Source organism: Jiangella alba (assembly GCF_900106035.1).
GTDB lineage: Bacteria > Actinomycetota > Actinomycetes > Jiangellales > Jiangellaceae > Jiangella > Jiangella alba.
Map to the genome: position 1 here is coordinate 62088 of NZ_FNUC01000004.1, position 22594 is coordinate 84681.

Here is a 22594-nt window from a genome sequence, read left to right on the forward strand (position 1 = left end):
CCGAGTGACCTACGACTGGCTTGCGAGCTGGCTCGACCTTCATACCGACGACCTCACAGCGCTGCGTCGCACGCTCCACGCGCGGCCCGAGCTCGGCCTGAACGAGCACCAGACCACCGACCTCCTCGTCCGCCAGCTGCGGATGTCCGGCCTCGAGCCACGAGTGCTGCCGCGCGGCACCGGCGTGGTCGTCGACATCGGCACCGGCTCGCGCACCGTCGCGCTGCGCGCCGACATCGACGCGCTGCCGCTGCCCGATCTCAAGGACGTCCCCTACCGCTCCACCGTCGACGGCGTCTGCCACGCTTGCGGCCACGACGCGCACACCGTCATGGCGCTCGGCGCGGCCATGGCGCTGGCGAAGGTGCCGCAGCTGCCCGGCCGGGTGCGGGTGATCTTCCAGCCCGGCGAGGAGATCATGGCCGGCGCCCGCGAGGTCATCGCGGCCGGCGCGCTGGAGGGTGTCGAGCGGGCGTTCGCGCTGCACTGCGACCCGCGGCTGCCGGTCGGCCAGATCGGCATGCGCTCCGGCCCCATCACGGCGGCCTGCGACCTCGTCGAGGTGCGCGTCTCCGGCCCCGGCGGGCACACCGCGCGGCCGCAGCTGACCGTCGACACCGTCGACACGCTGTCGCGCATCGCCGTCGACGCGCCGGCGCTGCTGGCCCGGCAGATCGACATCCGGGCCGGGTTCTCGCTGGTGTGGGGGTCGATCCAGGCCGGCGGACCGCCCAACGCCATCCCGTCCGAGGGCGTGCTGCGCGGCACCGTCCGGGTGCTCGACCACGCCGCCTGGGCCGACGCCGAGAAGTACGTCCGCGCCGTCGTCCGCGACCTCGCGCACCCCAGCGGCGCCCGGGTCGAGGTCGACTACGAGCGTGGCGTGCCGCCGGTGGTGAACGACGAGGCCAGCGTGGTGCTCATGCGCCAGGCCGTCGCCACCGAGCTCGGCCCGCACGCCGTCACCGGCACCTCCACCAGCATGGGCGGCGAGGACTTCGCCTGGTACGGCGAGCACGTGCCGCTGGCGCTGGCGCGCATCGGCGTGCACGGCAGCGCGCTGCCGAAGATGGGCGACCTCCACCAGGGCGACTTCGACATCGACGAGAAGGCGCTGGCCTACGGCGTGCGGGTGTTCGTCAGCACGGCCCTCGCCGCGCTGACGGCGTCGCGCTAGCAGCCCTGCTGCTCGGCCCCGGAGACGGGGACGGGCAGCGTGCCGCGCGCCGGTGACGTCCCGGCCAGCACCTCGGCCAGCGCGCGGAACGCCCCCGGCGTGCGCCCGTACAGCGCGATCTTCACCGGCGCGTCGCTGCCGCCGAGCGCGTACGGGCGGTCCAGCGCGACCACGACGTCGCCGGAGCCGGGCTCCGTCCCGCCGAGCAGCCGCACGGTCGTCGGCGCGTTCGCGTCGGTGCTGAGCCCGGCCGCCGCGGCGGCCTCGTCGAAGCGGACGCGGTCGGCCGCCTCGCCGCCGACGACGCGGACCGGGCCGTCGACCAGGGGGCCCTCGCAGGCGCCGGCGACGACCGTGACGCCGCCCAGCGACTCCTGGTAGGACAGCTCCTCGTGGGAGCCGACGGCGGCCGGGTCGGGCGCCGGGCCGGCCGCCTCGTGCAGCATCAGCGCGACGCCGCGGGTGGCCGCCTGGGCCAGCCGGTCGGCGGGCAGCTCGCCGCTCGCGACGGCGTCGACGATGGCGGTGTGCGCGGACTCGACGTCGGCCGGCATCAGCACGACGTCGGCGCCGGCGGCCAGCGACATCACCGCGGCGGCGCCGGAGCCGTAGCCGTCGCTGATGGCGGCCATGTCCTGCGCGTCGGTGACCACCAGCCCGTCGAAGCCGAGCTCGTCCCGCAGCAGCCCGATGACCTTCGGCGACAGCGACGACGGAAGACCTGACTCGACGGCCTCTACTTCTATGTGCGCGACCATGATCGCCTCCGCGCCGGACGCGACCGCCGCCTGGAACGGGACGAAGTCGCGGGCGCGCAGCTCGTCCAGGCTCGCCGTCTGCACCGGCAGCTCCTCGTGGCTGTCGGCCGGGACCGAGCCGTGCCCCGGGAAGTGCTTGGAGACCGCCACGATGCCGGAGGCCGCGTAGCCACCCAGCGACGCCTGGACGGTCTCGGCGACGACCTGCGGGTCGGACGACGCCGACCGGGTGCCGATGGTGGGGTCGTCCGGGCCGGTGGTGACGTCGGCGTCAGGGGCGAACACCATGGTCACGCCCATGCCGCGCAGCTCCTCGCCGCTGGCCTGCGCGACCTGCGCCGCCAGCTCGGTGTCGCGGGACGCGCCGAGCGTCATGTAGGCGGGGAACTCCGTGGCCGGCGCCTTGATGCGCGCGACCGTGCCGCCCTCCTGGTCGATGCCGACGATGACGGGGTAGCCGCGGTCGCCGCCGGCCTGCTGGATCTCGGCCGTCGCCCGCTCGACCTGCTCGGGCGACTCGACGTTGTCGCCCATGAGGATGACGCCGCCGAGGCCGAGCTGCTCGATCTGCCCGACCGGCGGCTCCAGGCCGCTGTACCGGGCGACGATGACCTGGCCGGCCTGCCGTTCCACCGGCATGTTCGCGACCAGCGCGGCGGCGCGGTCGAACTCGTCCTGCGTGGGGCCCCAGGCCAGCGGCGGCGGCGTGGTGGGCGTCGGTGACGGCGTGGGGCTGGTGGTGGCCGGGGTGCCGGGCTCGGTGGCCGAGGAGTCGCCGACGGCGCCGTCGTCGCTGCCGCCGCAGGAGGCGAGCAGGAGCGCACCGGCGAGGAGGAGGAGCAGTCGCCGCATTTCCGCCAGTCTGCCACGCGTGGTGTCCGGACCGTGAGCGGACGGGTGGCGGCACGCGGGCCGGCGCTCGTAGCGTCGGGGTATGCGCCGCCCGCTGCCGGTCGTCGGTGACCTGCTCGCGTTCCAGTCCGACCGGCTCCGCTTCGTCGCCGCCATGCAGCGCGAGCACGGCGACGTCGCCCGGTTCCGCCTCGGCCCGTTCCCGGTGTGGCAGCTCGCGCACCCCGACCTCGTCCGGCAGGTGCTGGTCACCGACGCCGCCGGGTTCCGCAAGGGCATGGTGCTGCAGCGCGCCCGCGTCGTCCTCGGCGACGGCCTGCTCACCGCTGAGGGCGACGTGCACCGTCAGCACCGCGACCTCGTGCAGCCGGCGTTCCACTCGCGGCGCATCACCGGGTACGCGTCGGTGATGACCGGCCGCGCGACGGCCGTGGCGTCGTCGTGGGCGCCGCGCGAGCCGCTGGACGTGCACGCGGCGACGGTCCGGATGACGCTGGAGACGGCCGGCACGACGCTGCTCGGCACGTCCGTCGACGTCGGCGTGGTCGAGGGGGCGCTGGCGGACCTGCTGAGCGCGTACAAGCTGGCGTTCCTGCCGTTCAGCGACAAGCTGCAGGCCCTGCCGGTCGGGCCGTTGCGGCGGCTGCAGCGGGGCCGGCGGCGGCTGCACGGGCTGGTCGACGGTGTCGTGGCCGACCGGGTGGCGTCCGGCCGTGACGGCGGCGACCTGCTGTCCGCGCTGGTCCTGGGTTCCGGCGACGGCCGCCTGTCGTCGCCGGAACTGCGCGACGAGGCGACGACGCTGCTGCTGGCCGGGCACGAGACGACGGCGAACACGCTGGCGTTCGCGCTGCACCTGCTCGCCGTCCACCCGTCCGTGCAGGCGTCGGTGTACGACGAGGTCTCCGGCGTCGGCGAGCTCGCGCCGTCCGACCTCGACCGGCTGCCGCTGTGCCGCGCCGTCGTGTCCGAGACGCTGCGGCTCTACCCGCCGTCGTGGATGATGGGCCGCCAGGCACTCGTCCCGCACCAGGTGGGCGAGCAGGTCATCGAGCCTGGCGACCTCGTCGTCCTCCCCCAGTGGGTCGTCCACCACGACGAGCGATGGTGGCCGCAGCCGTTCACCTTCGACCCGGCGCGGTGGCTGGCCGGGTCGGGCGACCGGCCGCGGTGGGCGTTCTTCCCGTTCGGCGCCGGCCTGCGCCGCTGCATCGGCGAGGGGTTCGCCTGGACCGAGGCGGTGCTCGGCCTGGCCACGATCCTGCGGCACTGGCGCCTTCGCCCCGTCCCCGGCCGGCCGCTGCGGCTGGACCCGCTGATCACCCTCCGCCCCCGCGGCGGCCTCTGGCTGATCCCGGAGCCCCGCTAGCATGCATCACAACTGGCATGAGCGTAGGCTCTTAGCCTACGGAGGTGACAGTCATGGCCAGGCACGCTGCTGCGCGAGTACCTTCCGCGCTGCTCCGGCACCTGCGAGTCCTGCGCCCGCAGGACGCTGTGGGTACGTACGCACACCCGCGTCCGGAGTTCGCCCGGCTCGTTCGCGCAGGCGCCCTGCACCAGCTCGCCACCGGCTACTACGCCGTGGTCCCGGACGACCACGTCGGCGATCAGTGGTTGCCCGCCTTGGAAGCGGCCGCTGCCGGCATCGCGGCGGCCGACGAGGGAATCGCCGCCGTCGCGCTCATGGGGCTGTCAGCGGCGCGTGTTCATGGTGCGCTCCCCCGCGCGATCGGCGTCGCCGTGGTCGCGGCTGGGCGGCATCGGAGCGCACTGCACCTGGCCGATCGCGATGCCACGGTGCTCTTCGTCCGCCGCGACGTCACGCGGCTCGACGTGCAGCGCTACCCCCACGAGCTCGGCGAGGGCTGGATCACGACAGTCGAACAGACCGTGCTCGATCTCGCTGCCCGGCCGGAGCTCGGCGGGCTCCGCGACGAAGCCGAGGCGGCAGCCAGAACGCTGCTGCTTCGCGCCGACGCGGCGGTACTCGACGAACTGGCGACGACACAGCGGCGGCAGGCGACGCTGCGCCGCCTGCGCACGACGGCCTGACGTGCTGGATCCGGACGAGGAACGCAGCGTCGCCGCCGCTTTCGGCGTGGCGACCGCCCAAGTGCGACGCGACCACTTCATCTCCCACGTCCTGGCAGCGCTGAGCGAACGGTTCGCCGACCGGCTGCTGTTCTTCGGCGGCACGGCGCTGTCACGCACACATCTTCCAGATGGTCGGTTGTCCGAGGACGTCGACCTGATCTCTCTCGGCTCACGGAGCGGGTTGGCCACCGACCTCGACGGCACACTGCCCCGGGCACTTCGGCGGGAGTTTCCGGGCAGCGGCTGGAGGCCGGCGCTGGGCGAGGTCCGCGAGTCGCATCCGGCCTCGCTGGTTGCTACGGACGGCACCACGGTGCGCGTCCAACTGTTGAGTCACACCGGCTACGCTCCGTGGCCCACGGAGCGACGCGCGCTCGTCCAGCGCTATTCCGATGCCGCACCAGCCACGTTGACGGTGCCGACGCTGGCGTCGTTCGTGGCGTGGAAGACCGTCGCCTGGATCGACCGGGCCGCGCCCCGCGACCTCTACGACCTGTGGCTTCTGACCGAGCTGGGCGCCGTCGACGCAGCCGCAGGCGACCTGTTCCGGCGGTTCGGACCCACGAATCGGCTGCCACATCCCCGCCAGTTCGCCACCGCGCCGGACGAGGAGACCTGGCGCCGGGCACTGGGCGGCCAGACCCGGCTTCAGGTCAGCGGCGCTGAGGCGTTGGCGGGTGTACGCGGAACCTGGCAAGCGCTGACGCCGTAGCGTGGCGGGCATGGATGCGGTGGTCTTCGATCTCGACGGCGTGCTGGTCGACTCCGAGCGGGCGTGGGACGAGGTGCGGCGGGCGGTCGTCGCCGGGAACGGGGGGACGTGGACGGAGGCGGCGACGCGGGCCATGCAGGGCATGAGCACGCCCGAGTGGGCCGCCTACCTGGTCGGCGAGCTGGGGACGGCGCTGACGGCCGATGAGGTGGCGCGGGCGGTCGTCGACGAGATGGCCCGCAGGTACGCCGACGCACCGCCGGTCATCGAGGGCGCCGTCGACGCCGTGCGGGCGGTGGCCGCGCGTGGACCGGTCGGCATCGCCAGCTCGTCGCCGCCGGTGCTGATCACGTCGTTCCTGGAGTTCGCCGGGCTGACCGGCCTCGTGCCGGTCGCGGTGTCCAGCGAGGACGTCGCCGCCGGCAAGCCCGCCCCCGACGTCTACCTCGAGGCCGCCCGCCGCCTGGACGTCGATCCGCGCCGCGCCGCCGCCGTCGAGGACTCCACCAACGGGCTGCGCTCCGCCCACGCCGCCGGCCTGACCGTCGTCGCGGTGCCGAACCCGCACTTCCCGCCCGACCCGCAGGTGCTGGCCGCGACCGCCACGACCGTCCTCGGCGACATCAGCGAGCTCCCGGCGGCGCTCGAACGTCTCTAGCCGACCAGCACCTGCGTCACCGGCAGCGACGAGTCGGAGGCGAAGTCCAGCGACGACGGCGGCAGGCCGCGCTCGACGACGGCGGCGCCGAGGGCCGCGATCATGGCGCCGTTGTCGGTGCACAGCGAGAACCGGGGCTGGCGCAGCTCGATGCCGGCCGCCGCGCAGCGCTCGCGGGTGAGGTCGCGCAGCCGGGCGTTCGCCGCCACGCCGCCGGCCAGGACCATCGTCGAGATGCCGCGCTCCTGGCAGGCCAGCACGGCCTTGCGCGTCAGCACGTCGGCCACGGCCTCCTGGAACCCGGCCGCGACGTCGGCCACGGGGACCGCGCGGCCCTCGCGCTCCGCGGTCTCGACCCAGCGGGCGACCGCCGTCTTCAGGCCGGAGAAGGAGAAGTCGTAGCGGTGCCGTTCGAGGTCGCGCTGGCTGGTCAGGCCGCGCGGGAACCGGATGGCGGCGGGGTCGCCCTCCTCGGCGGCGCGCTGGATGTTCGGCCCGCCCGGGTACTTCAGCCCGATCAGCCGGGCCACCTTGTCGAACGCCTCGCCCGCGGCGTCGTCGAGGGTCTGGCCGAGCAGCGTCGCCGACGTCGCGATGTCCTCGACCAGCAGGATCTCGGTGTGCCCGCCCGACACCAGCAGCGCGACCACCGGCTCGGTCAGCGGGCCGTTCTCCAGCTGCTCCGCCGCCACGTGACCGACCAGGTGGTTGACGCCGTAGAGGGGCTTGTCGAGCGCGACGGCGAGCGCCTTGGCCGCGGACACCCCGACCATCAGGGCGCCGGCCAGCCCCGGCCCCGCGGTGACGGCGACGGCGTCGACGTCGCCGAGCGAGGCGCCGGCCTCGGACAGCGCCCGCTGCAGCGTCGGCACCATCGCCTCGAGGTGCGCGCGGCTGGCCACCTCCGGCACGACGCCGCCGAAGCGGACGTGCTCGTCGACGGAGCTGGCGACGGCGTTGGCGAGCAGCGTGGTGCCGCGCACCAGGCCGACGCCGGTCTCGTCGCAGGAGGTCTCGATGCCGAGGATCAGGGGCTGGTCGCTCACGTCGCCGATTATCCCTCCGCCGCGGACCCGGCCCGCAGCCACTTCCGCAGGACGAGCCCGTCGCGGCCGCCGCCGTAGTACTTGCGCCGCACGGCGATGCGCTCGAAACCGTGCCGCGTGTAGAACGTCCTCGCCGGCTCGTTGTCGGCGCGGACCTCCAGCAGCAGCTCACCGGCGCCGCGGCGCCGGGCCTCCGCCTCGAGCGCCGTCATCAGCAACGTCCCGACGCCGCCGCGCTGCCGGCCCGGCGCGACGGCGATCGTCATGACGTCGGCGGGCTCGCCGGCCAGCCCGGGCAGCAGCAGCCCCGCGTAGCCGACCACCTCGCCGCCGTCCTCGGCGACGACGTACCAGCGGGTCTCCGGGACGCCGGCCAGCTCGGACCGGAACTGCTCCGCCGACCACGGCGGGTCGCCGGCGAACAGCTCCTGCTCCAGCGGCACGACGGTGTCGAGGTCCGGCTCGCGCATGGGCCGCAGCGCGACCGTCACCGGGCGAGGACGCTCTTCCGCGCGCTCGGCGGCGTGGCGTCGGGGCGGCGCAGGTAGAGCGGGTCGGGCGGCAGGATCTCGGCCGCCTCGGCGACGACGGCGGCGGCGAGGTGCGCGGCGGACGGGTACTCGGGGTCGAGCGCGCGGGCGAACGCGTCGGGGTACAGCCGGGCGCCCGCGCCGGCGGCGGGCAGCCGGCGCTCGGCGAGACCGGCGGCCGGGCCGACGTCGGGGCCGGTGACGCGCTGGCCGCCGGCGTCGTACGTGGCCCAGTACACCTCGCGGCGGCGGGCGTCGGTGGCGACGGCGAACGGCTCGCCCGGCGGGTTCGCCTCGCGCACGCCGTACGCGAGCACGTCGAGGCTGCAGACCCCGCGGACCGGGAGGTCGAGGACGGCGCCCATGGTGCGCGCCGCGGCCAGGCCGACCCGCAGCCCGGTGAACGGCCCCGGCCCGACGCCGACGGCCAGCTCGGTGAGGTCGTGACGGCTCGCGCCTGCCTCGGCGAGCACGGCGGTGACCAGCGGCATCAGCAGCTCGGTGTGCCTGCGCGGGTCAACGGTGGTCGCCTCGGCCAGCACCCGCTCACCGTCATGCAGAGCGACGGTGACGGCGGGAGTCGACGTGTCCAGGGCCAGCAACAGCACCCGCTCACCTTACGCTGGCGGACGCGACGGGCGAAGCTGGCACGGATCCTGTGCAACACGTATCCTGTGCCATGGAGGTGGAGATGGCGAACGTGACCCTGAAGCTCGACGACGATCTGCTGCGCAGAGCCCGCATCCGCGCTCTGGAGCAGGGCACCTCGATGAACGCCGTCATCCGCCGCTTCCTCGAGGACTTCACCGGTGGCGACGTACGCGCCCAGGGCCTGCGCCGGTTCCTCGACCTGGCCGGCGAGACCCGGACCGGCAGTGGTCCCGAGGGCCGGACCTGGAGCCGAGCCGACCTCCATGACCGTTGACACGCTAGCCGGCGCCGGCCGCGTGTTCGTCGACACCAGTGTCCTGGTGTACGTCTACGACAACGACGAGCCGCACAAGCAGCAGGTGGCGTCCCAGGCGCTCGCCGAGGTCGGCGCGGAGCGGGTCGTGCTGAGCGCTCAGGTACTGAACGAGTTCGTCGTCACGGTCACCCGGAAGCTCGCCCGCCCGCTGGACGACGCTCGCACCCGCGAGGCCGTCGAAGTACTCGGCCAGCTCGAGGTCGTGCCGGTCGACGCCGGCCTGGTCGCCGCCGGTGTGCTCCGGTCGCAGGGATCGCAGCTGTCGCTCTGGGACGCCCTCGTGGTCGAGGCCGCACGGCGAGGCAGCTGCGAGGTGCTGCTGACCGAGGACCTGCACCCAGGCACGGACTTCGACGGCGTCCGCGTCGTCAATCCGTTCGCGGGCTGAGCGGCGTCAGTCGACGACGATGCCGAGCTGGGCGAGCAGTTGCGACGCCTGCTCGCCGGAGATCGTGGCGCCGGACAGCAGGTGGACCTCTTGCCAGGAGAAGTCGCCGAGGTCGGCGCCGCGGAGGTCGGCGCCGTCGAGCTCGGCGGCCCGCAGCACCACGCCGCGCAGCCGTGAGTCGGTCCAGACGGTGTCGCGCAGATCGGCGCCGGCGAGGACGGCGTCGTCCATGCGCAGGCCGTCGAGCGCCTGGCCGCGCAGGCTGATGCCGGACAGCCCGGCCAGCATGAGGTTGCACCGCTTGAACGTGGCGCCGAGCCCGCGGGAGTCGTCGAGGCGGGCGCCGACCATGCGGCAGCCGGTGAAGGCCGCACCGGCGATCAGGGTGTCGCGCCAGCTCGTGTTGGCGAGGTCGACGCCGTCGAAGCGGGCGTCGGAGAGGTCGGCGCGGGAGAAGTCGGCCTTCGGGGCGCCGCCGCCGGTCCACACCGAGCCGTCGAGGTCGGCCCGGCCGAACCCGGCGCCGTCCATGGTGCAGGACTCGAAGGTCGCGCCCACCAGCGCGGCTCTGGTGAACCGCGCCGCGGTGAGGTCGCAGCGGCGGAACACCCGCGGCGCCGGCCCGGCGACGTCCAGCAGCTCGGTGAGGTCGCGCTCGGCGAGGTCGGCGTCCTCGACGGCGGCGCCGGCGGCCAGCAGCTCGGCCAGTTCGTCGTCGGTGAGCGCGGTGCGGTCGGTCATGGCCGCACCGCCGCGGCCAGCGCGTCCTCGTCCCAGCGGTCGCCGACGACGCGGACGCGGACGTGCCGCACCTCGCCGAGCTCGGCGCCGTGCGCGCGGTCGATGTGGATCTCCAGCCGGTCGCCGGCCAGCCCTTCGGCGACGCCCTCGCCCCACTCGACCAGCGTGACCGCCTCGTCCAGCGTGGCCTCGAGGTCGATGTCCTCGAGCTCGTCCCAGCCGCCCAGCCGGTACGCGTCGACGTGCACCAGCGGCGGGCCGCCGGCCAGAGACGGGTGCACGCGCGCGATGACGAACGTCGGCGACGTGACCGGGCCGCGCACGCCCAGCCCGGCGCCGACGCCCTGCGCGAGCGTCGTCTTGCCGGCTCCGAGGTCGCCGCCGAGCAGCACGAGGTCGCCGGGGCGCAGCAGCTCCGCGAGCCGTTCCCCCAGCGCCGTCATGGACTCGGCGTCGGGGACGTCGAGGTCGATCACCGCTTGCCCTCCTCGGTGCGCCGCCGGCGGACGGACGCGATACGGCTGCTCATGCGCCGCGGCCGGCCGCCGCGGCGGGACCGGTCGAGCAGCGTGCGCAGCGCCTCGGTGACCACCTCGTGCCGTTCCAGCAGCACCATGTGCCCGGCGTCGGTGGCCTCGATGTACTCGACGTCGACCAGCGCGTCGGCGAGGTCGCGGCTGTGCTGGACCGGTGTCATCTGGTCGCGCTCGCCGCCCACGACGAGCACCGGGATCTTCGCCAGGACGGGGACGGCGGGCGCGGCGTCGAGCTCGCCGAACAGCGGGAAGAACCGCGCGACGACGTCGATGGGGACGGCCGCGTTCATGATGGCGGTGAACTCGACCAGTTTCGGCGAACCGCCCTCGGCGAACGCGTAGCGCCTGGTCAGCACGTAGGCGAGGTCGCTGCCCATCTTGCGGCCGCGCTCGACCAGCTCGGGCTTGCGGGCCAGGATCGAGACGGCGGCCGGTGCGGCCCGCCCGGCCAGCCGGCCGAGGTAGCCGGGCAGCCCGAGCCCGGAGACGTCGATCTTCTGGCCGCTGGTGGCGATGAGCGCGACGGCGACGACCCGCTTGCCGAACAGCTCCGGCCGCGCCTCGGCCAGCGCCTGCACCGTCATGCCGCCCATGGAGTGGCCCACCAGCACGATGGGCCCCTTCGGCACGATCTCGTCGATGACCTGGCCGAGGTCGGCGCCGAGCCGGCGGAAGGACAGCTCGCCGTCGTCGGGCAGCGGGCCGGACCGGCCGTGCCCGCGCTGGTCCCAGAACACCAGCCGGGCGCTGCCGCGGAGGTCGCGGCGCTGGAAGTGCCAGGCGTCCATGGTGAGCGCGAAGCCGTGGCAGAACATCAGGGTGGGCGCGCCCGCCGGGCCGTCGTCGACCTCGACGTCGAGGTCGACGCCGTCGTCGGTGGTGACGGTGTGCGACGTGCCGCGCAGCGACCCGAACGGCTCGTCGGCGTAGGGGTCGTCCTTCTTCAGCGACCGGCCCATGACGTAGCGCTCGGCGGCGAACCCGACGGCGGCGCCGGCGCTGGCGACCCCGACCCACGCGCCGATCAGCCCGGCCGTGCGTCCCGCCGTGACGAGCCGGCTCACAGCGCTCCGCCGACGTAGACGCGGGGCAGCCGCGGCGCGAACCGGGTGACGATCTCGTAGGAGATGGTGCCCGCGGCGTCGGCCCAGTCCTGCGCCGTGGGCTCGCCGGCCGCGGCGTCGCCGAACACCACGACCTCGTCGCCGGCGCGGGCGTCGTCGTCGCGGAGGTCGACGACGAACTGGTCCATGCAGACCCGGCCGGCGACCCGCCGGGTGACGCCGCGCACGAGCACCGGGCCGCCGGGACCGGCCGAGCCGCCGGACGCGTGCCGCGGGACGCCGTCGGCATAGCCCAGCGGCACCAGCCCGAGCGTGGACTCGCGATCGGTGACGTAGAGGTGGCCGTACGACACGCCCTGGCCGGCCGGCACCCGTTTGACCAGCGTCAGCCGGGCCCGCACCGACATGGCCGGACGCAGCCCGACGTCGCCCGGCGCGACCTGCTGCGGCACCGGCGACAGCCCGTAGCTGGCCAGCCCGGGCCGGACGAGGTCGAAGTGGGCGTCGCGCAGCGTCAGCGTGGCGGCGGAGTTGGCGAGGTGGCGGACCTCGGGGCGGGCGCCGCGCGACTCGGCCAGCGCGACGGCGTCGCGGAACGCGGCCAGCTGCTGGGCGTTGGCCGGGTGGCCGGGTTCGTCGGCGCAGGCCAGGTGCGACCAGAGGCCGACGACCTCGACCAGCCCTTCGGCCTGCGCCTTCAGCGCGTCGTCGACCAACGCGGGCCACTCCGCCAGCGGCGCGCCGGCCCGGCCCATGCCGGTGTCGGCCTTGAGGTGCAGCCGCGCGGTGCGGCCGGTCTCGCGGGCCGCGGCGGCGATCTCGGCGATTGCCCACGGCGCCGACGCGGACACGTCGACGTCGGCGGCCAGGGCGTCGGCCCACCGCTCGCCCGGCGCGCAGAGCCAGGCCATGACCCGTCCGCCGACCCCGGCGGCGCGCAGCGCCAGCGCCTCGGCCATGGTGGCGGTGCCCAGCCAGGTGGCGCCGCCGGCCTGTGCGGCCCGCGCCGACGGAACCAGCCCGTGGCCGTACGCGTCGCCCTTCACCACCGCCATGACCTGCGCGGGAGCGGAGCGGACGGCGAGCTCGGCGACGTTGTCGCGGATGGCGGCGAGGTCGACCCGCACCTGTGCGTGCGGCACCACCCCGGGGCTGCTCTGCTCGGTCACCACGTCCCCGATTGTGTCAGCCCGCACCGACAAGGGGTGCCCGCCCCGGCGACCGGGGGTCCGCGGCTCCCTTTGCAATGAGCACCGATACGCACCGGTGCGTATCGGTGCTCATTGCAAAGGGCCGCGCAGGGACCGCAGCACGGCCGGCAGCGCGGACAGGACGTCGCCGGCGCTCGGATACCCGGACGCGGCCGCCGCGCGCCGCCCGGCGAGGCCGTGGGCGTACGCCGCCACGCTGCCCGCGTCGAGCGGCGACAGCCCGCCGGCCAGCAGCGAGCCGGCCAGCCCGGCGAGCACGTCGCCGGTGCCGGCGGCGGCCAGCGCGGACGTCCCGGTCGGGTTCACCCGCACCCGCCCGTCGGGCGACGCCAGCACCGTCGTCGACCCCTTGAGCAGCACGACGGCGTTCCACCTGGCCGCGGCGGCGCGGGCGTGGTGCAGCCGGCCGGCCTCGACCTCGTCTCGCTCGACGCCCAGCAGCCGGGCCAGCTCGCCGGCGTGCGGGGTCAGCAGCGCCGGCCCGGTGAACCGATCGGGCAGCCAGCGCAGGCCGTCAGCGTCGACGAGGACCGGCAGGCCGGCGGCCAGCGCCGCCGCGACATCGGCCTCACGGCCGGAACCGAGCCCGGAGCCGATGGTCCACGCCTGCACCCGCCCGACGGTGTCCGGCGACGGCCCGGCGATCGCCTCGGGCCAGCGGGCCCGCACCTCGGTGGCGACGGCGCCGGGCCCGGCGTAGCGGACCAGGCCGGCGCCGCCGTGCAGCGCTCCGCCGACGGCCAGCACGGCCGCGCCGGGGAACTCCCCCGACCCGGCCAGCACGCCGACGACGCCGCGGGAGTACTTGTCCGACTCGCGGCCGGGATCGGGCAGCAGCGCCGCGACGTCGGCGTCGTCGAGCACCGTCAGGCCGGGCTCCGGGAGGTACGGCGTCAGCCCGATGTCGACCGGGTGCAGCACCCCGGCCGCGGCCGCCGCGGGGTCGACGACCAGCGCGGCCTTGCCGGTGCCGAACGTGACGGTGTGGTCGGCGACGACGTGCGGGCCAGGCGTCTCGCCGGTGTCGGGGTCGACGCCGCTGGGAAGGTCGACGGCGACGACGGCGCCCGCCGTGCGGCCCCCGCGCAGCAGCCGCGCCAGCTCGGCCGCCTCGCCGCGCAGCCCGCCCCGTGCGCCGATGCCGAGGATGCCGTCGAGCACGAGGTCGGCGGCCGCGAGCGCCGTGCGCACGTCGTCGCGCGCCACGATGCGCCCGCCCGCGGCCCGGAACGCCGCCAGCCCCTCCGCGTGCGCCTTCTCCGGGTTCAGCAGGACGGCGTCGGCGTGCGCGCCGCGGCGGGCCAGCCGGGCGCCGGCCCAGAGCGCGTCGCCGCCGTTGTTGCCGCCGCCGGCCAGCACGACCACGCGCGCGCCGTACACGCCGTCCAGCAGGCCCGCGCAGACCGTCACCAGGCCCGCGACCGCCCGCTGCATGAGCGCACCGTCCGGCAGCCGCGCCATCAGGGCGTCCTCGGCGGCCCGGATCTCCGCGACGGTGTGCACGGCACTCACCGGGGCGCGCCTTCCAGGATCACGATCGCCGACGCCACCCCGGCGTCGTGCGACAGCGACAGGTGCACCGTCTCGACGTGCAGCAGCTCGCACCGTTCCTCGACCGTGCCGCGCACCTCGAACCACGGCCGCCCGTCGGCGTCGCTGACCACCTCGGCGTCGTGCCAGAGCAGCCCCTTCGGCGCGCCGAGCGCCTTGGCCAGCGCCTCCTTGGCGGCGAACCGGGCCGCCTGCGACGCGACCGACCGGGCCCGCTCGGCAGGGGTGAAGACGCGCACCGCCAGCGCCGGCGTCCGCTCCAGCGTCTCGGCGAACCGCCGCACGTCGACGACGTCGATGCCCACGCCCACGATCACCCGACCCACCCTAGTCGGGCGGCCGCCGGACGTTCCGCATGCCGATATGCCGCGGCCGACTTACACTCGCGGCTATGGGCGAATTGAGTCTCGTGGGCGGATTGGCCGGCGAGCACGTCGTCCTGCGCCCCGTCGCCGCCGATGACGTGCCGATGCTGCTGCACATCATCAGCACGCCCGAGGTCAAGCAGTGGTGGGACCCGACCGGCCTCGGTGACGGCTGGCTGCTCCAGGACGGCTCCACCACGCGGTACACCATCCTGGCCGGACGGCGCATCGCCGGGCTGATCCAGTACTGGGAGGTCGACAACCCGCGCGACCGCCACGCCGGCATGGAGATCCTGCTCGACCCCGACCTCCACGGCCGTGGCCTGGGCCGCGAGGCCGTCGGCACGCTGGCCCGGCACCTGTTCGACGCCTGCGACCACCACCGCATCGTCGTCGAGACGGCGGCGACCAACGAGGTCGCGATCCGCTGCTACGCCGCGGTCGGCTTCCGCCCGGTCGGCATGCTCACCGGCCGCGACGGCTTCGTCATGGACCTGCTGTCCAGCGACTTCTGACGCTTACTCGACCGTCACGGACTTGGCCAGGTTGCGCGGCTGGTCGACGTCGAAGCCGCGGGCGCTCGCCATCTCGCAGGCGAAGACCTGCAGCGGCACCGTCGAGACGACCGGCTGCAGCAGCACGGGGCACTCGGGCACCCGGATCAGGTGGTCGGCGTACGGCACGACGTCCTCGTCGCCCTCTTCGGCGATGACGATGGTGCGGGCGCCGCGGGCCCTGACCTCCTGGATGTTGCTGACGATCTTGTCGTGCAGCACCGAGCGGCCCTTCGGCGACGGGACCACGACGACGATCGGGGTGCCCTCCTCGACCAGCGCGATGGGGCCGTGCTTCAGCTCACCGGCGGCGAACCCCTCGGCGTGCATGTAGGCGAGCTCCTTGAGCTTGAGCGCGCCCTCCAGCGCCACCGGGAAGCCGACGTGGCGGCCGAGGAACAGCACCGACGTCGCCGAGGCGAGGTTGCGGGCCAGTTCGCGGACCGGTTCCATCGTCTCCAGGACGAGGTCGACCTTGGCCGGCAGGTCGGAGAGGTCGCGGACGACGGAGCGGATCTCGTCGCCCCACTTGGTGCCGCGGACCTGGCCGAGGTAGAGGCCGACGAGGAAGCAGGCGATCAGCTGGGTGAGGAACGCCTTCGTGGACGCGACGGCGACCTCGGGGCCGGCGTGCGTGTAGAGAACGGCGTCGGACTCGCGCGGGATGGTGGAGCCGTTGGTGTTGCAGATGGCCAGCACCCGGGCGCCCTGCTCACGGGCGTACCGCAGCGCCATCAGGGTGTCCATGGTCTCGCCGGACTGGCTGATCGCGATGACCAGCGTCTGACGGTCGACGACGGGGTCGCGGTAGCGGAACTCGCTGGCCAGCTCGACCTCGCAGGGGAGCCGGGTCCAGTGCTCGATGGCGTACTTGGCGACCATGCCGGCGTGGTAGGCGGTGCCGCAGGCCACGACGACGACCTTGTCGACCTCGCGCAGCTCGTCGTCGGAGAGCCGCATCTCGTCCAGCGACAGCAGGCCGTCCTTGCCGACCCGTCCGAGCAGGGTGTTGGCGACCGCCTTGGGCTGCTCGGCGATCTCCTTGAGCATGAAGTAGTCGTAGCCGTCCTTCTCGGCGGCCGACGCGTCCCAGTCGACGTGGAAGCGCTTCTCCTCGACGGCGTTGCCGTAGAAGTCGGTGAGCGTGACGTCGTCGGGCGTGATCTCGACGACCTGGCCGTCGCCGATCTCGAGCGCCTCGCGGGTGTGCGCGATGAACGCGGAGACGTCGGAGGCGAGGAAGTTCTCGCCCTCGCCGACGCCGATGACCAGCGGCGAGTTGCGGCGGGCGGCGACGACGCGGTCGGGGGCGTCGGCGTGCACGGCGAGCAGCGTGAACGCGCCGTCGAGGCGGCGGCAGACCGAGCGCATGGCGTCGACCAGGTCGGACCCGGCGGCGACCTCGGCGGCCAGCAGGTGCGCGACGACCTCGGTGTCGGTCTCGGAGGCGAACCGGACGCCGGAGTCCTCCAGCTCGGCGCGGAGCCGGGCGAAGTTCTCGATGATGCCGTTGTGGATGACGGCGACCCGGCCGGACTCGTCGAGGTGCGGGTGGGCGTTACGGTCGGTGGGCGAGCCGTGCGTGGCCCACCGGGTGTGACCGAGCCCGGTGCCCGACACCGGCAGCGGCCGTTCCTCCAGCGCCTTCTCCAGGTTCACCAGCTTCCCGGCCCGCTTGGCCGAGGCCAGCGCGCCGTCGGCGACGACCGCCACGCCCGCGGAGTCGTAACCGCGGTATTCGAGCCGGCGCAGCCCCTCGACGACGACGTCGAGCGCTGGGCGATGTCCTGTGTATCCCACGATCCCGCACACGGCGGTCACTGTAACCGCACTCGGCCCCGGATCGCGCATCGCCAGGACATGTCGGTCAGAATGAGGCCACCATGACTGTTGTCCGCGACTCGTCACCGTTCGTCGAGATGTCCCGCGCCGACTGGGCGCGGCTGCGCGACGAGACCCCGTTGTCGCTGACGGCGGCGGAGCTCGAGGAGCTGCGCGGGCTCGGCGACGCCGTCGACCTCGACGAGGTACGCGACGTGTACCTGCCGCTGTCGCGCCTGCTCAACCTGCGGTTCCGGGCCGCGGCGCGGCTGCACGAGGCGACGACGACGTTCCTCGGCGGGTTCGCGGCGCGCACGCCGTTCGTCATCGGCATCGCCGGGTCGGTCGCCGTCGGGAAGTCGACGACGGCGCGGCTGCTGCGGGTGCTGCTGGCCCGCTGGTCCGAACATCCCCGGGTGGCGCTGGTCACCACCGACGGCTTCCTGCTGCCCAACGCGGAGTTGCAGCGGCGCGGGCTCATGCAGCGCAAGGGGTTCCCCGAGTCGTACGACCGGCGGGCGCTGCTGCGGTTCGTGACGGCGGTGAAGTCGGGCGAGCAGGTGGTGACGGCGCCGGTGTACTCGCACCTCACCTACGACATCGTCGAGGGCGGGCAGATCACCGTCGAACGGCCGGACATCCTGCTGATCGAGGGCCTGAACGTGCTGCAGCCGGCCCGGCCCCGCGCCGACGGCGTCGCCGGGCTCGCCGTCAGCGACTTCTTCGACTTCTCCCTGTACGTCGACGCCTCACCGAAGGACGTCCGCCGCTGGTACGTCGAGCGGTTCCTGCGGCTGCGCGAGACGGCGTTCCAGCGGCCGGAGTCGTACTTCCGCCGCTACGGCGACCTCGACCACGACGCCGCCGTCACCCAGGCCGAGCAGCTGTGGGACACCATCAACGGGCCCAACCTCGCGCAGAACATCCTGCCCACCCGGGGCCGGGCCACGTTGACGCTGACGAAGGGCCCGGACCACTCGGTGCAGCGCATCAGGCTGCGCAAGATCTAGGGTGTGTCTCCCCTAGCCGTCGCCGCAGGTCAGACGTCGCGCTGGTAGCCGGCGAGCCAGCCCGCGGGCAGGTAGCCGAGCTGCTCGTTGACCGCGATCATGTAGCTGTTGGTGTCGGCGTTCCAGGTCCAGACGGTGCGCACGCCGGGCCGGTCGCGCAGCAACGTGCGCAGGTTGGCGATCTTGAGCAGCAGGCCCAGCCGGTGCCCGCGGTGCCGGGGATCGACGATGGTCTCGCCCTGCATGCCGGTGCTGTCGTCGTCGGCGGCCAGCACGATGGCGGTCTGCCCGGCGAAGGCGCCGTCGGGCGCCACGGCGGCCGCGCACCAGGCGTGGCGGCGCATGCGGGCCATGCGGTCCTCGCGCAGGCGGATCCGGGCGGGATCCCAGGCCTCCTGCTCGTAGTCGAGCGCGCCGAGCGGCGCGTCGGTGCTCATGCGCGCCGTCATGCGGGCGTACTCGGCGACGTGCTCGTCGGGGACGCGATCGCGCCAGGTGACGACGCGGTAGCCGGTGGCATGGGCGCCGGCGTCGCGCTCGAGCCGGGCCAGTGCGTCGAGGTCGAACGGCGGGCGTTGCACCCGCAGCACCTCGTCGATGCGACGGGTGTAGCCGTGCCGTTCGGCGAACCGGGTGCCGGGCGACTGCTGGGGTCCGGGCGGGCCCTCGACGTCAGCCATGAACCGGGTACGTCCGCGCCGGATCGCCTCGGCCTCGAGCGCCCGCAGCAGCGCGGTGCCGACGCCGCGGCGGCGGGCCTCGGGCCGGACCGCGAGGTCGATCTCGCCCAGGGCGCGGTTGTCGAGCAGCGGCAGCACGACCGCGGCTGCGCCCACCACCGCACCGTCGGCGTCCTCGGCCAGCCAGAGCTCGACATCGAAGGCGTCGGAGCGCTCGAAGTAGACCCGAAGCTCGTGCTCGCGCCAGTGCGGCCCGCCAGGGAAGTCGTGGGCGTAGCCGGCGTGGCGCGCGGCGTACCAGGCCGGGTAGGCGGGGTCGCGGGTGCCGTCGAGCCTGCGGATGACCACGTCCGTCCCCATGGCGGGATCAGATGGTGCGCTGGTAGGCGGCGGACCAGCCGGCGATCTCGTAGCCGAGCGTCTCGTTGATGGCGATCATGTGGGTGTTGACGTCGGCGTTCCACGTCCACACCGACTGCACGCCGGGGCGGTCGGCCAGCAGTTCGCGCAGGTTGGCCGCCTTGAGCAGCAGGCCGAGCCGGTGGCCGCGGTGGCCGGGGTCGACGATGGTGGCGTCCTGGAAGCCGATGGCGTCGCTGTCGCGCGACACCGTGATCTCGGTGACGCCCGCCATGCTGCCGTCGGGGGCGATGGCGGCGGCGACCCACGTGCTGCGGCGCATGAGGTCGCTGCGCCGCTCGGCGGTGCGGATGCGGGCGGCGTCCCACACCTCGGGCTCGGACTCGATGCCGCCCTGCGGCTCGTCGGTGCTCATGCGGCCCTCGAGCCGGGCGTACTCGTCGACGAACTCGTCCGGGGCGTGGTCGCGCCAGGTGACGATGCGGTAGCCCTCGGCGTGCGGCCGGGCCGCCTCCTCGGCCGCCGCGACGGCGTCGAGGTCGAACGGCGGGCGCTGCACGCGCATGATCTCGCCGATGCGCCGGGTGAAGCCGTGCCGCTCGGCGAAGGCCATGCCCGCCGTGCGGTCGGTGCCCAGCGGCGCCTCGATGTAGAGCAGCTGGCTGCTGCGCCCCGCGGCCTTCGACGCCTCGTCGACGGTGGCCAGCAGCGCGCTGCCGATGCCCCGGCGGGCGTCCTCGGGCCGCACGAACACCTCGGGCTCGGCCATGGTGAGGTTGTCGCGCTGCGGCAGCACCAGCACGGCGGCGCCGACGGCCCGGCCGTCGTCCTCGGCCAGCCACAGCTGCACGGAGCGGTACTCGGTGCCCTGGTAGATGACCTTCAGCTCGGGTTCGAGCCACTGCGGGCCGGTGGGGTTGTCGGCCACGCGCGCGGCGAGGTAGACCTCGTACCAGGTGGCGAAGTCGGCGTCGGACGCATGGATCGGTCTGATCTGCACACGTCGAGCCTCGTCCTCGCCACCCGGCGAGGCAACCGGTTTTTCGTCAGAGCGCCAGTTCGGCCTGGACGGTCGCGGCCAGCCGGCGGGCCACCGTCTCGGCCTGCTCCGGGGTGGCGGCCTCGACCATGACGCGGACCAGCGGCTCGGTGCCCGACGGGCGGAGCAGGACGCGGCCGGTGTCGCCGAGCTCGGCCTCGGCCTCGGCGACGGCGGTCTTGACGCCTTCGTCGACGGTGACGCGGGTCTTGTCGACGCCCTTGACGTTGACCAGGACCTGCGGGAGCCGCTGCACGACGCCGGCCAGCTCGGCCAGCGGGGTGCCGGACGACGCGACCTGGGAGAGCAGGTGGACGGCCGTCAGCACGCCGTCGCCGGTGGTGCCGTGGTCGAGCATGACGACGTGGCCGGACTGCTCGCCACCGAGGTTGTAGCCGCCGGCCTTCATCGCCTCGAGGACGTACCGGTCGCCGACGGCGGTGTCGATGACGCCGACGCCGGCCTGCCGCATGGCCAGCCGGAAGCCCTCGTTCGACATGACGGTGGCGACGACGGAGTCGCGGCGCAGCGTCCCCTGGCCGCGCATGGCCAGCGCGAGGATGGCCAGGATCTGGTCGCCGTCGACGATCTCGCCGGTGGCGTCGACGGCCAGGCAGCGGTCGGCGTCGCCGTCGTGGGCGATGCCGAGGTCGGCGCCGGCCGCGACCACCTCGGCCGCGACGACGTCGAGGTGGGTGGAGCCGCAGTTGTGGTTGATGTTCAGGCCGTCGGGCTCGGCGCAGACCGCGATGACGTCGGCGCCCAGCCGCCGCAGCGCCTCGGGAGCCGCGCGGTAGGCGGCGCCGTGCGCGCAGTCGACGACGACGCGCAGGCCCTCGAGCCGGGACGGCGCGGTGCCGACGATGTGCGAGATGTAGGTCTCGAGGCCCTCGGGGTGCTCGTGGACGCGGCCGATCTCGGCGCCCGTGGGCCGCTTCCACGGCTCGCGCAGCCGCGCCTCGATGGCGTCCTCGACGGAGTCCTCGAGCTTCTGGCCGCCCTTGGCGAAGAACTTGATGCCGTTGTCGGGCATCGGGTTGTGGCTGGCCGACAGCATGACCCCGAGGTCGGCGTCGAGCATGCCGGTGAGGAACGCCACAGCGGGCGTGGGCAGCACGCCGACCTTCAGGACGTCGGCGCCGGCGCTGGCGAGGCCGGCCACGACGGCCGCCTCGAGGAACTCGCCGGAGGCCCGAGGGTCGCGGCCGACGACGGCGACGGGGCGGCGGCCGGAGCCGAAGGCGCCGATCTCACCCAGCACGTGGGCGGCGGCGACGGAGAGGTCGAGGGCGAGCTCGGCCGTGAGATCGGAGTTCGCCAGGCCGCGAACGCCGTCGGTGCCGAAGAGACGAGCCACGGATTGTGCTCCTAGTGGGACAGCGGACGAACGATGGGAAACGCGAACGGCCCCGGGTTCTGTATACCCCCCGGGGCCGTTCGCGGATACTCGCGCGGTGCGCGAAATCAGCGCTTGCTGTACTGCGGAGCCTTGCGGGCCTTCTTGAGACCGGCCTTCTTCCGCTCCGTGACGCGGGCGTCGCGGGTGAGGAAGCCGGCCTTCTTCAGCGCCGGGCGGTTGTTCTCGGTGTCGGCGGCGTTCAGCGCCCGGGCGATGCCCAGCCGCAGCGCACCGGCCTGGCCGGTGACGCCGCCGCCGTCGATGCGGGCGACGATGTCGTAGCGGTCGCCCAGCTCGAGCTCGACCAGCGGCGAGCTGACCAGCTGCTGGTGCACCTTGTTCGGGAAGTAGGCGTCGAGCGTGCGGCCGTTGATGGTCCACTGCCCGGTGCCCGGCGCGATGCGCACGCGCGCGATGGCCTGCTTGCGCCGGCCGGTGGCCGCGGCGGCCTCGATGTTCGAGAAGCGCGACGGCGCCGACTCGGAGGTGTAGCTCTCGATGGGAGCCTCGTCGGTGTCGACCTCGTCGACGGTGGTCTCAGTCATGTCCTCACTCACTGCGCGACCTGGCCGATCTCGTACGGCACGGGCTGCTGGGCCTGGTGCGGGTGCTCCGGGCCCGCGTACACCTTCAGCTTGGACAGCATCTGCCGCCCGAGGCTGTTGTGCGGGAGCATCCCCTTGACGGCCTTCTCGATGACCCGGCGCGGGTTCTTCTCGAGGAGGTCGCGGTAGCTGGTGGAGCGCAGGCCGCCCGGCCGGCCGGAGTGCCGGTGGTCGAGCTTCTGCTCCAGCTTGTTGCCGGTGAGCGCGACCTTGTCGGCGTTCACCACGATGACGAAGTCGCCGGTGTCGACGTGCGGCGCGTAGACGGGCTTGTGCTTGCCGCGCAGCAGGGTCGCGGTCTGGCTGGCGAGCCTGCCGAGCACGATGTCGGTGGCATCGATGACATGCCACTGGCGCTGGACATCGCCGGGCTTGGGGCTGTACGTGCGCACGGTCGTAGGCCTTCGCTTTGGTCGAGAGGATGGATCTGGCTGGTGGCTGGCGTGCCGCGCTCCGGTACGCACAACGACACG

At 74.2% G+C, this 22594-nt stretch carries 25 protein-coding genes; 9 read left to right on the forward strand and 16 right to left on the reverse strand.

Annotated elements, in window-relative coordinates; translation table 11 throughout:
• Positions 1-4: 4 nt before the first annotated feature.
• A complete protein-coding gene (locus BLV02_RS18015; RefSeq protein ID WP_069110622.1) occupies positions 5-1177 on the forward strand; it encodes an amidohydrolase in 1173 nt (390 codons plus the stop codon).
• On the opposite strand, the gene BLV02_RS18020 is transcribed toward BLV02_RS18015, so the two are convergent.
• A complete protein-coding gene (locus tag BLV02_RS18020; protein ID WP_216094122.1) occupies positions 1174-2787 on the reverse strand; it encodes a glycoside hydrolase family 3 protein in 1614 nt (537 codons plus the stop codon). The genes BLV02_RS18015 and BLV02_RS18020 overlap by 4 nt on opposite strands.
• Before the next feature lie 82 nt (positions 2788-2869).
• Between BLV02_RS18020 and BLV02_RS18025 the strand changes: the two genes are divergently transcribed.
• From BLV02_RS18025 to BLV02_RS18040, 4 genes are read left to right on the forward strand one after another with little or no spacing between them, the layout of a single operon-like run.
• A complete protein-coding gene (locus BLV02_RS18025; RefSeq protein ID WP_069110623.1) occupies positions 2870-4156 on the forward strand; it encodes a cytochrome P450 in 1287 nt (428 codons plus the stop codon).
• Positions 4157-4209: 53 nt separating this feature from the next.
• Positions 4210-4842 (forward strand): hypothetical protein, encoded by a 633-nt coding sequence (locus tag BLV02_RS18030; RefSeq protein ID WP_069110624.1) that lies wholly within the window; start codon positions 4210-4212, stop codon positions 4840-4842.
• Between the two features lies 1 nt (position 4843).
• Positions 4844-5596 carry a nucleotidyl transferase AbiEii/AbiGii toxin family protein gene (locus BLV02_RS18035; protein ID WP_083288465.1) on the forward strand — a complete coding sequence of 251 codons (753 nt, stop codon included), beginning with the start codon at positions 4844-4846 and terminating at the stop codon, positions 5594-5596.
• A gap of 10 nt (positions 5597-5606) precedes the next feature.
• Entirely contained in the window at positions 5607-6254 is a 648-nt protein-coding gene (locus BLV02_RS18040; RefSeq protein WP_069110761.1) for an HAD family hydrolase, read from the forward strand.
• Here the strand turns inward: BLV02_RS18040 and tsaD are convergent.
• The 3 genes from tsaD to tsaB are packed head-to-tail and all read right to left on the reverse strand — an operon-like array spanning position 6251 to position 8438.
• Complete coding sequence (gene tsaD, locus BLV02_RS18045; protein WP_425432591.1) at positions 6251-7309, reverse strand: tRNA (adenosine(37)-N6)-threonylcarbamoyltransferase complex transferase subunit TsaD; 1059 nt, start codon at positions 7307-7309, stop codon at positions 6251-6253. The genes BLV02_RS18040 and tsaD overlap by 4 nt on opposite strands.
• Positions 7309-7791, reverse strand: coding sequence for a ribosomal protein S18-alanine N-acetyltransferase (gene rimI / locus BLV02_RS18050; RefSeq protein ID WP_216094123.1), 483 nt, complete (start codon positions 7789-7791; stop codon positions 7309-7311). The genes tsaD and rimI overlap by 1 nt, the downstream gene beginning before the upstream one ends.
• Positions 7788-8438, reverse strand: coding sequence for a tRNA (adenosine(37)-N6)-threonylcarbamoyltransferase complex dimerization subunit type 1 TsaB (gene tsaB, locus BLV02_RS18055; RefSeq protein WP_069110626.1), 651 nt, complete (start codon positions 8436-8438; stop codon positions 7788-7790). Before tsaB ends, rimI begins: the two co-directional genes overlap by 4 nt.
• Before the next feature lie 83 nt (positions 8439-8521).
• On the opposite strand from tsaB, the gene BLV02_RS18060 reads away from it, so the two are divergent.
• Complete coding sequence (locus BLV02_RS18060) at positions 8522-8755, forward strand: FitA-like ribbon-helix-helix domain-containing protein (protein WP_141711500.1); 234 nt, start codon at positions 8522-8524, stop codon at positions 8753-8755.
• Complete coding sequence (locus BLV02_RS18065) at positions 8745-9185, forward strand: PIN domain-containing protein (protein WP_069110627.1); 441 nt, start codon at positions 8745-8747, stop codon at positions 9183-9185. Before BLV02_RS18060 ends, BLV02_RS18065 begins: the two co-directional genes overlap by 11 nt.
• Before the next feature lie 6 nt (positions 9186-9191).
• Here BLV02_RS18065 and BLV02_RS18070 read toward each other — a convergent pair whose 3' ends face one another.
• The 6 genes from BLV02_RS18070 to BLV02_RS18095 all read right to left on the reverse strand — a co-directional run bounded on the left by BLV02_RS18070 (position 9192) and on the right by BLV02_RS18095 (position 14605).
• Positions 9192-9926: a pentapeptide repeat-containing protein gene (locus BLV02_RS18070; RefSeq protein ID WP_083288467.1), complete on the reverse strand. Its 735-nt coding sequence runs from the start codon at positions 9924-9926 to the stop codon at positions 9192-9194.
• Positions 9923-10399: a tRNA (adenosine(37)-N6)-threonylcarbamoyltransferase complex ATPase subunit type 1 TsaE gene (gene tsaE, locus BLV02_RS18075; protein ID WP_074946923.1), complete on the reverse strand. Its 477-nt coding sequence runs from the start codon at positions 10397-10399 to the stop codon at positions 9923-9925. Before tsaE ends, BLV02_RS18070 begins: the two co-directional genes overlap by 4 nt.
• A complete protein-coding gene (locus BLV02_RS18080; protein WP_069110628.1) occupies positions 10399-11526 on the reverse strand; it encodes an alpha/beta fold hydrolase in 1128 nt (375 codons plus the stop codon). Before BLV02_RS18080 ends, tsaE begins: the two co-directional genes overlap by 1 nt.
• A complete protein-coding gene (gene alr, locus BLV02_RS18085; RefSeq protein WP_425432592.1) occupies positions 11523-12707 on the reverse strand; it encodes an alanine racemase in 1185 nt (394 codons plus the stop codon). The genes BLV02_RS18080 and alr overlap by 4 nt, the downstream gene beginning before the upstream one ends.
• A 99-nt stretch (positions 12708-12806) precedes the next feature.
• A complete protein-coding gene (locus BLV02_RS18090; RefSeq protein WP_176986533.1) occupies positions 12807-14249 on the reverse strand; it encodes an NAD(P)H-hydrate dehydratase in 1443 nt (480 codons plus the stop codon).
• Positions 14246-14605 (reverse strand): holo-ACP synthase, encoded by a 360-nt coding sequence (locus tag BLV02_RS18095; RefSeq protein WP_069110629.1) that lies wholly within the window; start codon positions 14603-14605, stop codon positions 14246-14248. The genes BLV02_RS18090 and BLV02_RS18095 overlap by 4 nt, the downstream gene beginning before the upstream one ends.
• A gap of 74 nt (positions 14606-14679) precedes the next feature.
• Between BLV02_RS18095 and BLV02_RS18100 the strand changes: the two genes are divergently transcribed.
• Positions 14680-15168 carry a GNAT family N-acetyltransferase gene (locus tag BLV02_RS18100; protein ID WP_069110630.1) on the forward strand — a complete coding sequence of 163 codons (489 nt, stop codon included), beginning with the start codon at positions 14680-14682 and terminating at the stop codon, positions 15166-15168.
• 3 nt (positions 15169-15171) lie between these two features.
• On the opposite strand, the gene glmS is transcribed toward BLV02_RS18100, so the two are convergent.
• Positions 15172-17019, reverse strand: coding sequence for a glutamine--fructose-6-phosphate transaminase (isomerizing) (gene glmS / locus BLV02_RS18105; protein ID WP_069110768.1), 1848 nt, complete (start codon positions 17017-17019; stop codon positions 15172-15174).
• 71 nt (positions 17020-17090) lie between these two features.
• On the opposite strand from glmS, the gene coaA reads away from it, so the two are divergent.
• The gene (coaA, locus tag BLV02_RS18110; RefSeq protein ID WP_069110631.1) at positions 17091-18038 is read left to right on the forward strand and encodes a type I pantothenate kinase; all 948 of its coding nucleotides are present in this window, start codon (positions 17091-17093) and stop codon (positions 18036-18038) included.
• 29 nt (positions 18039-18067) lie between these two features.
• Here coaA and BLV02_RS18115 read toward each other — a convergent pair whose 3' ends face one another.
• The 5 genes from BLV02_RS18115 to rplM all read right to left on the reverse strand — a co-directional run bounded on the left by BLV02_RS18115 (position 18068) and on the right by rplM (position 22513).
• A complete protein-coding gene (locus BLV02_RS18115; protein ID WP_083288470.1) occupies positions 18068-19078 on the reverse strand; it encodes a GNAT family N-acetyltransferase in 1011 nt (336 codons plus the stop codon).
• A gap of 7 nt (positions 19079-19085) precedes the next feature.
• Complete coding sequence (locus BLV02_RS18120) at positions 19086-20078, reverse strand: GNAT family N-acetyltransferase (RefSeq protein ID WP_083288471.1); 993 nt, start codon at positions 20076-20078, stop codon at positions 19086-19088.
• Between the two features lie 46 nt (positions 20079-20124).
• Positions 20125-21474 (reverse strand): phosphoglucosamine mutase, encoded by a 1350-nt coding sequence (glmM, locus tag BLV02_RS18125; protein WP_069110632.1) that lies wholly within the window; start codon positions 21472-21474, stop codon positions 20125-20127.
• 107 nt (positions 21475-21581) lie between these two features.
• Entirely contained in the window at positions 21582-22061 is a 480-nt protein-coding gene (rpsI, locus tag BLV02_RS18130; protein ID WP_074946508.1) for a 30S ribosomal protein S9, read from the reverse strand.
• An 8-nt stretch (positions 22062-22069) separates the two neighbouring features.
• The gene (rplM, locus tag BLV02_RS18135) at positions 22070-22513 is read right to left on the reverse strand and encodes a 50S ribosomal protein L13 (RefSeq protein ID WP_069110634.1); all 444 of its coding nucleotides are present in this window, start codon (positions 22511-22513) and stop codon (positions 22070-22072) included.
• Between the last annotated feature and the right edge of the window lie 81 nt (positions 22514-22594).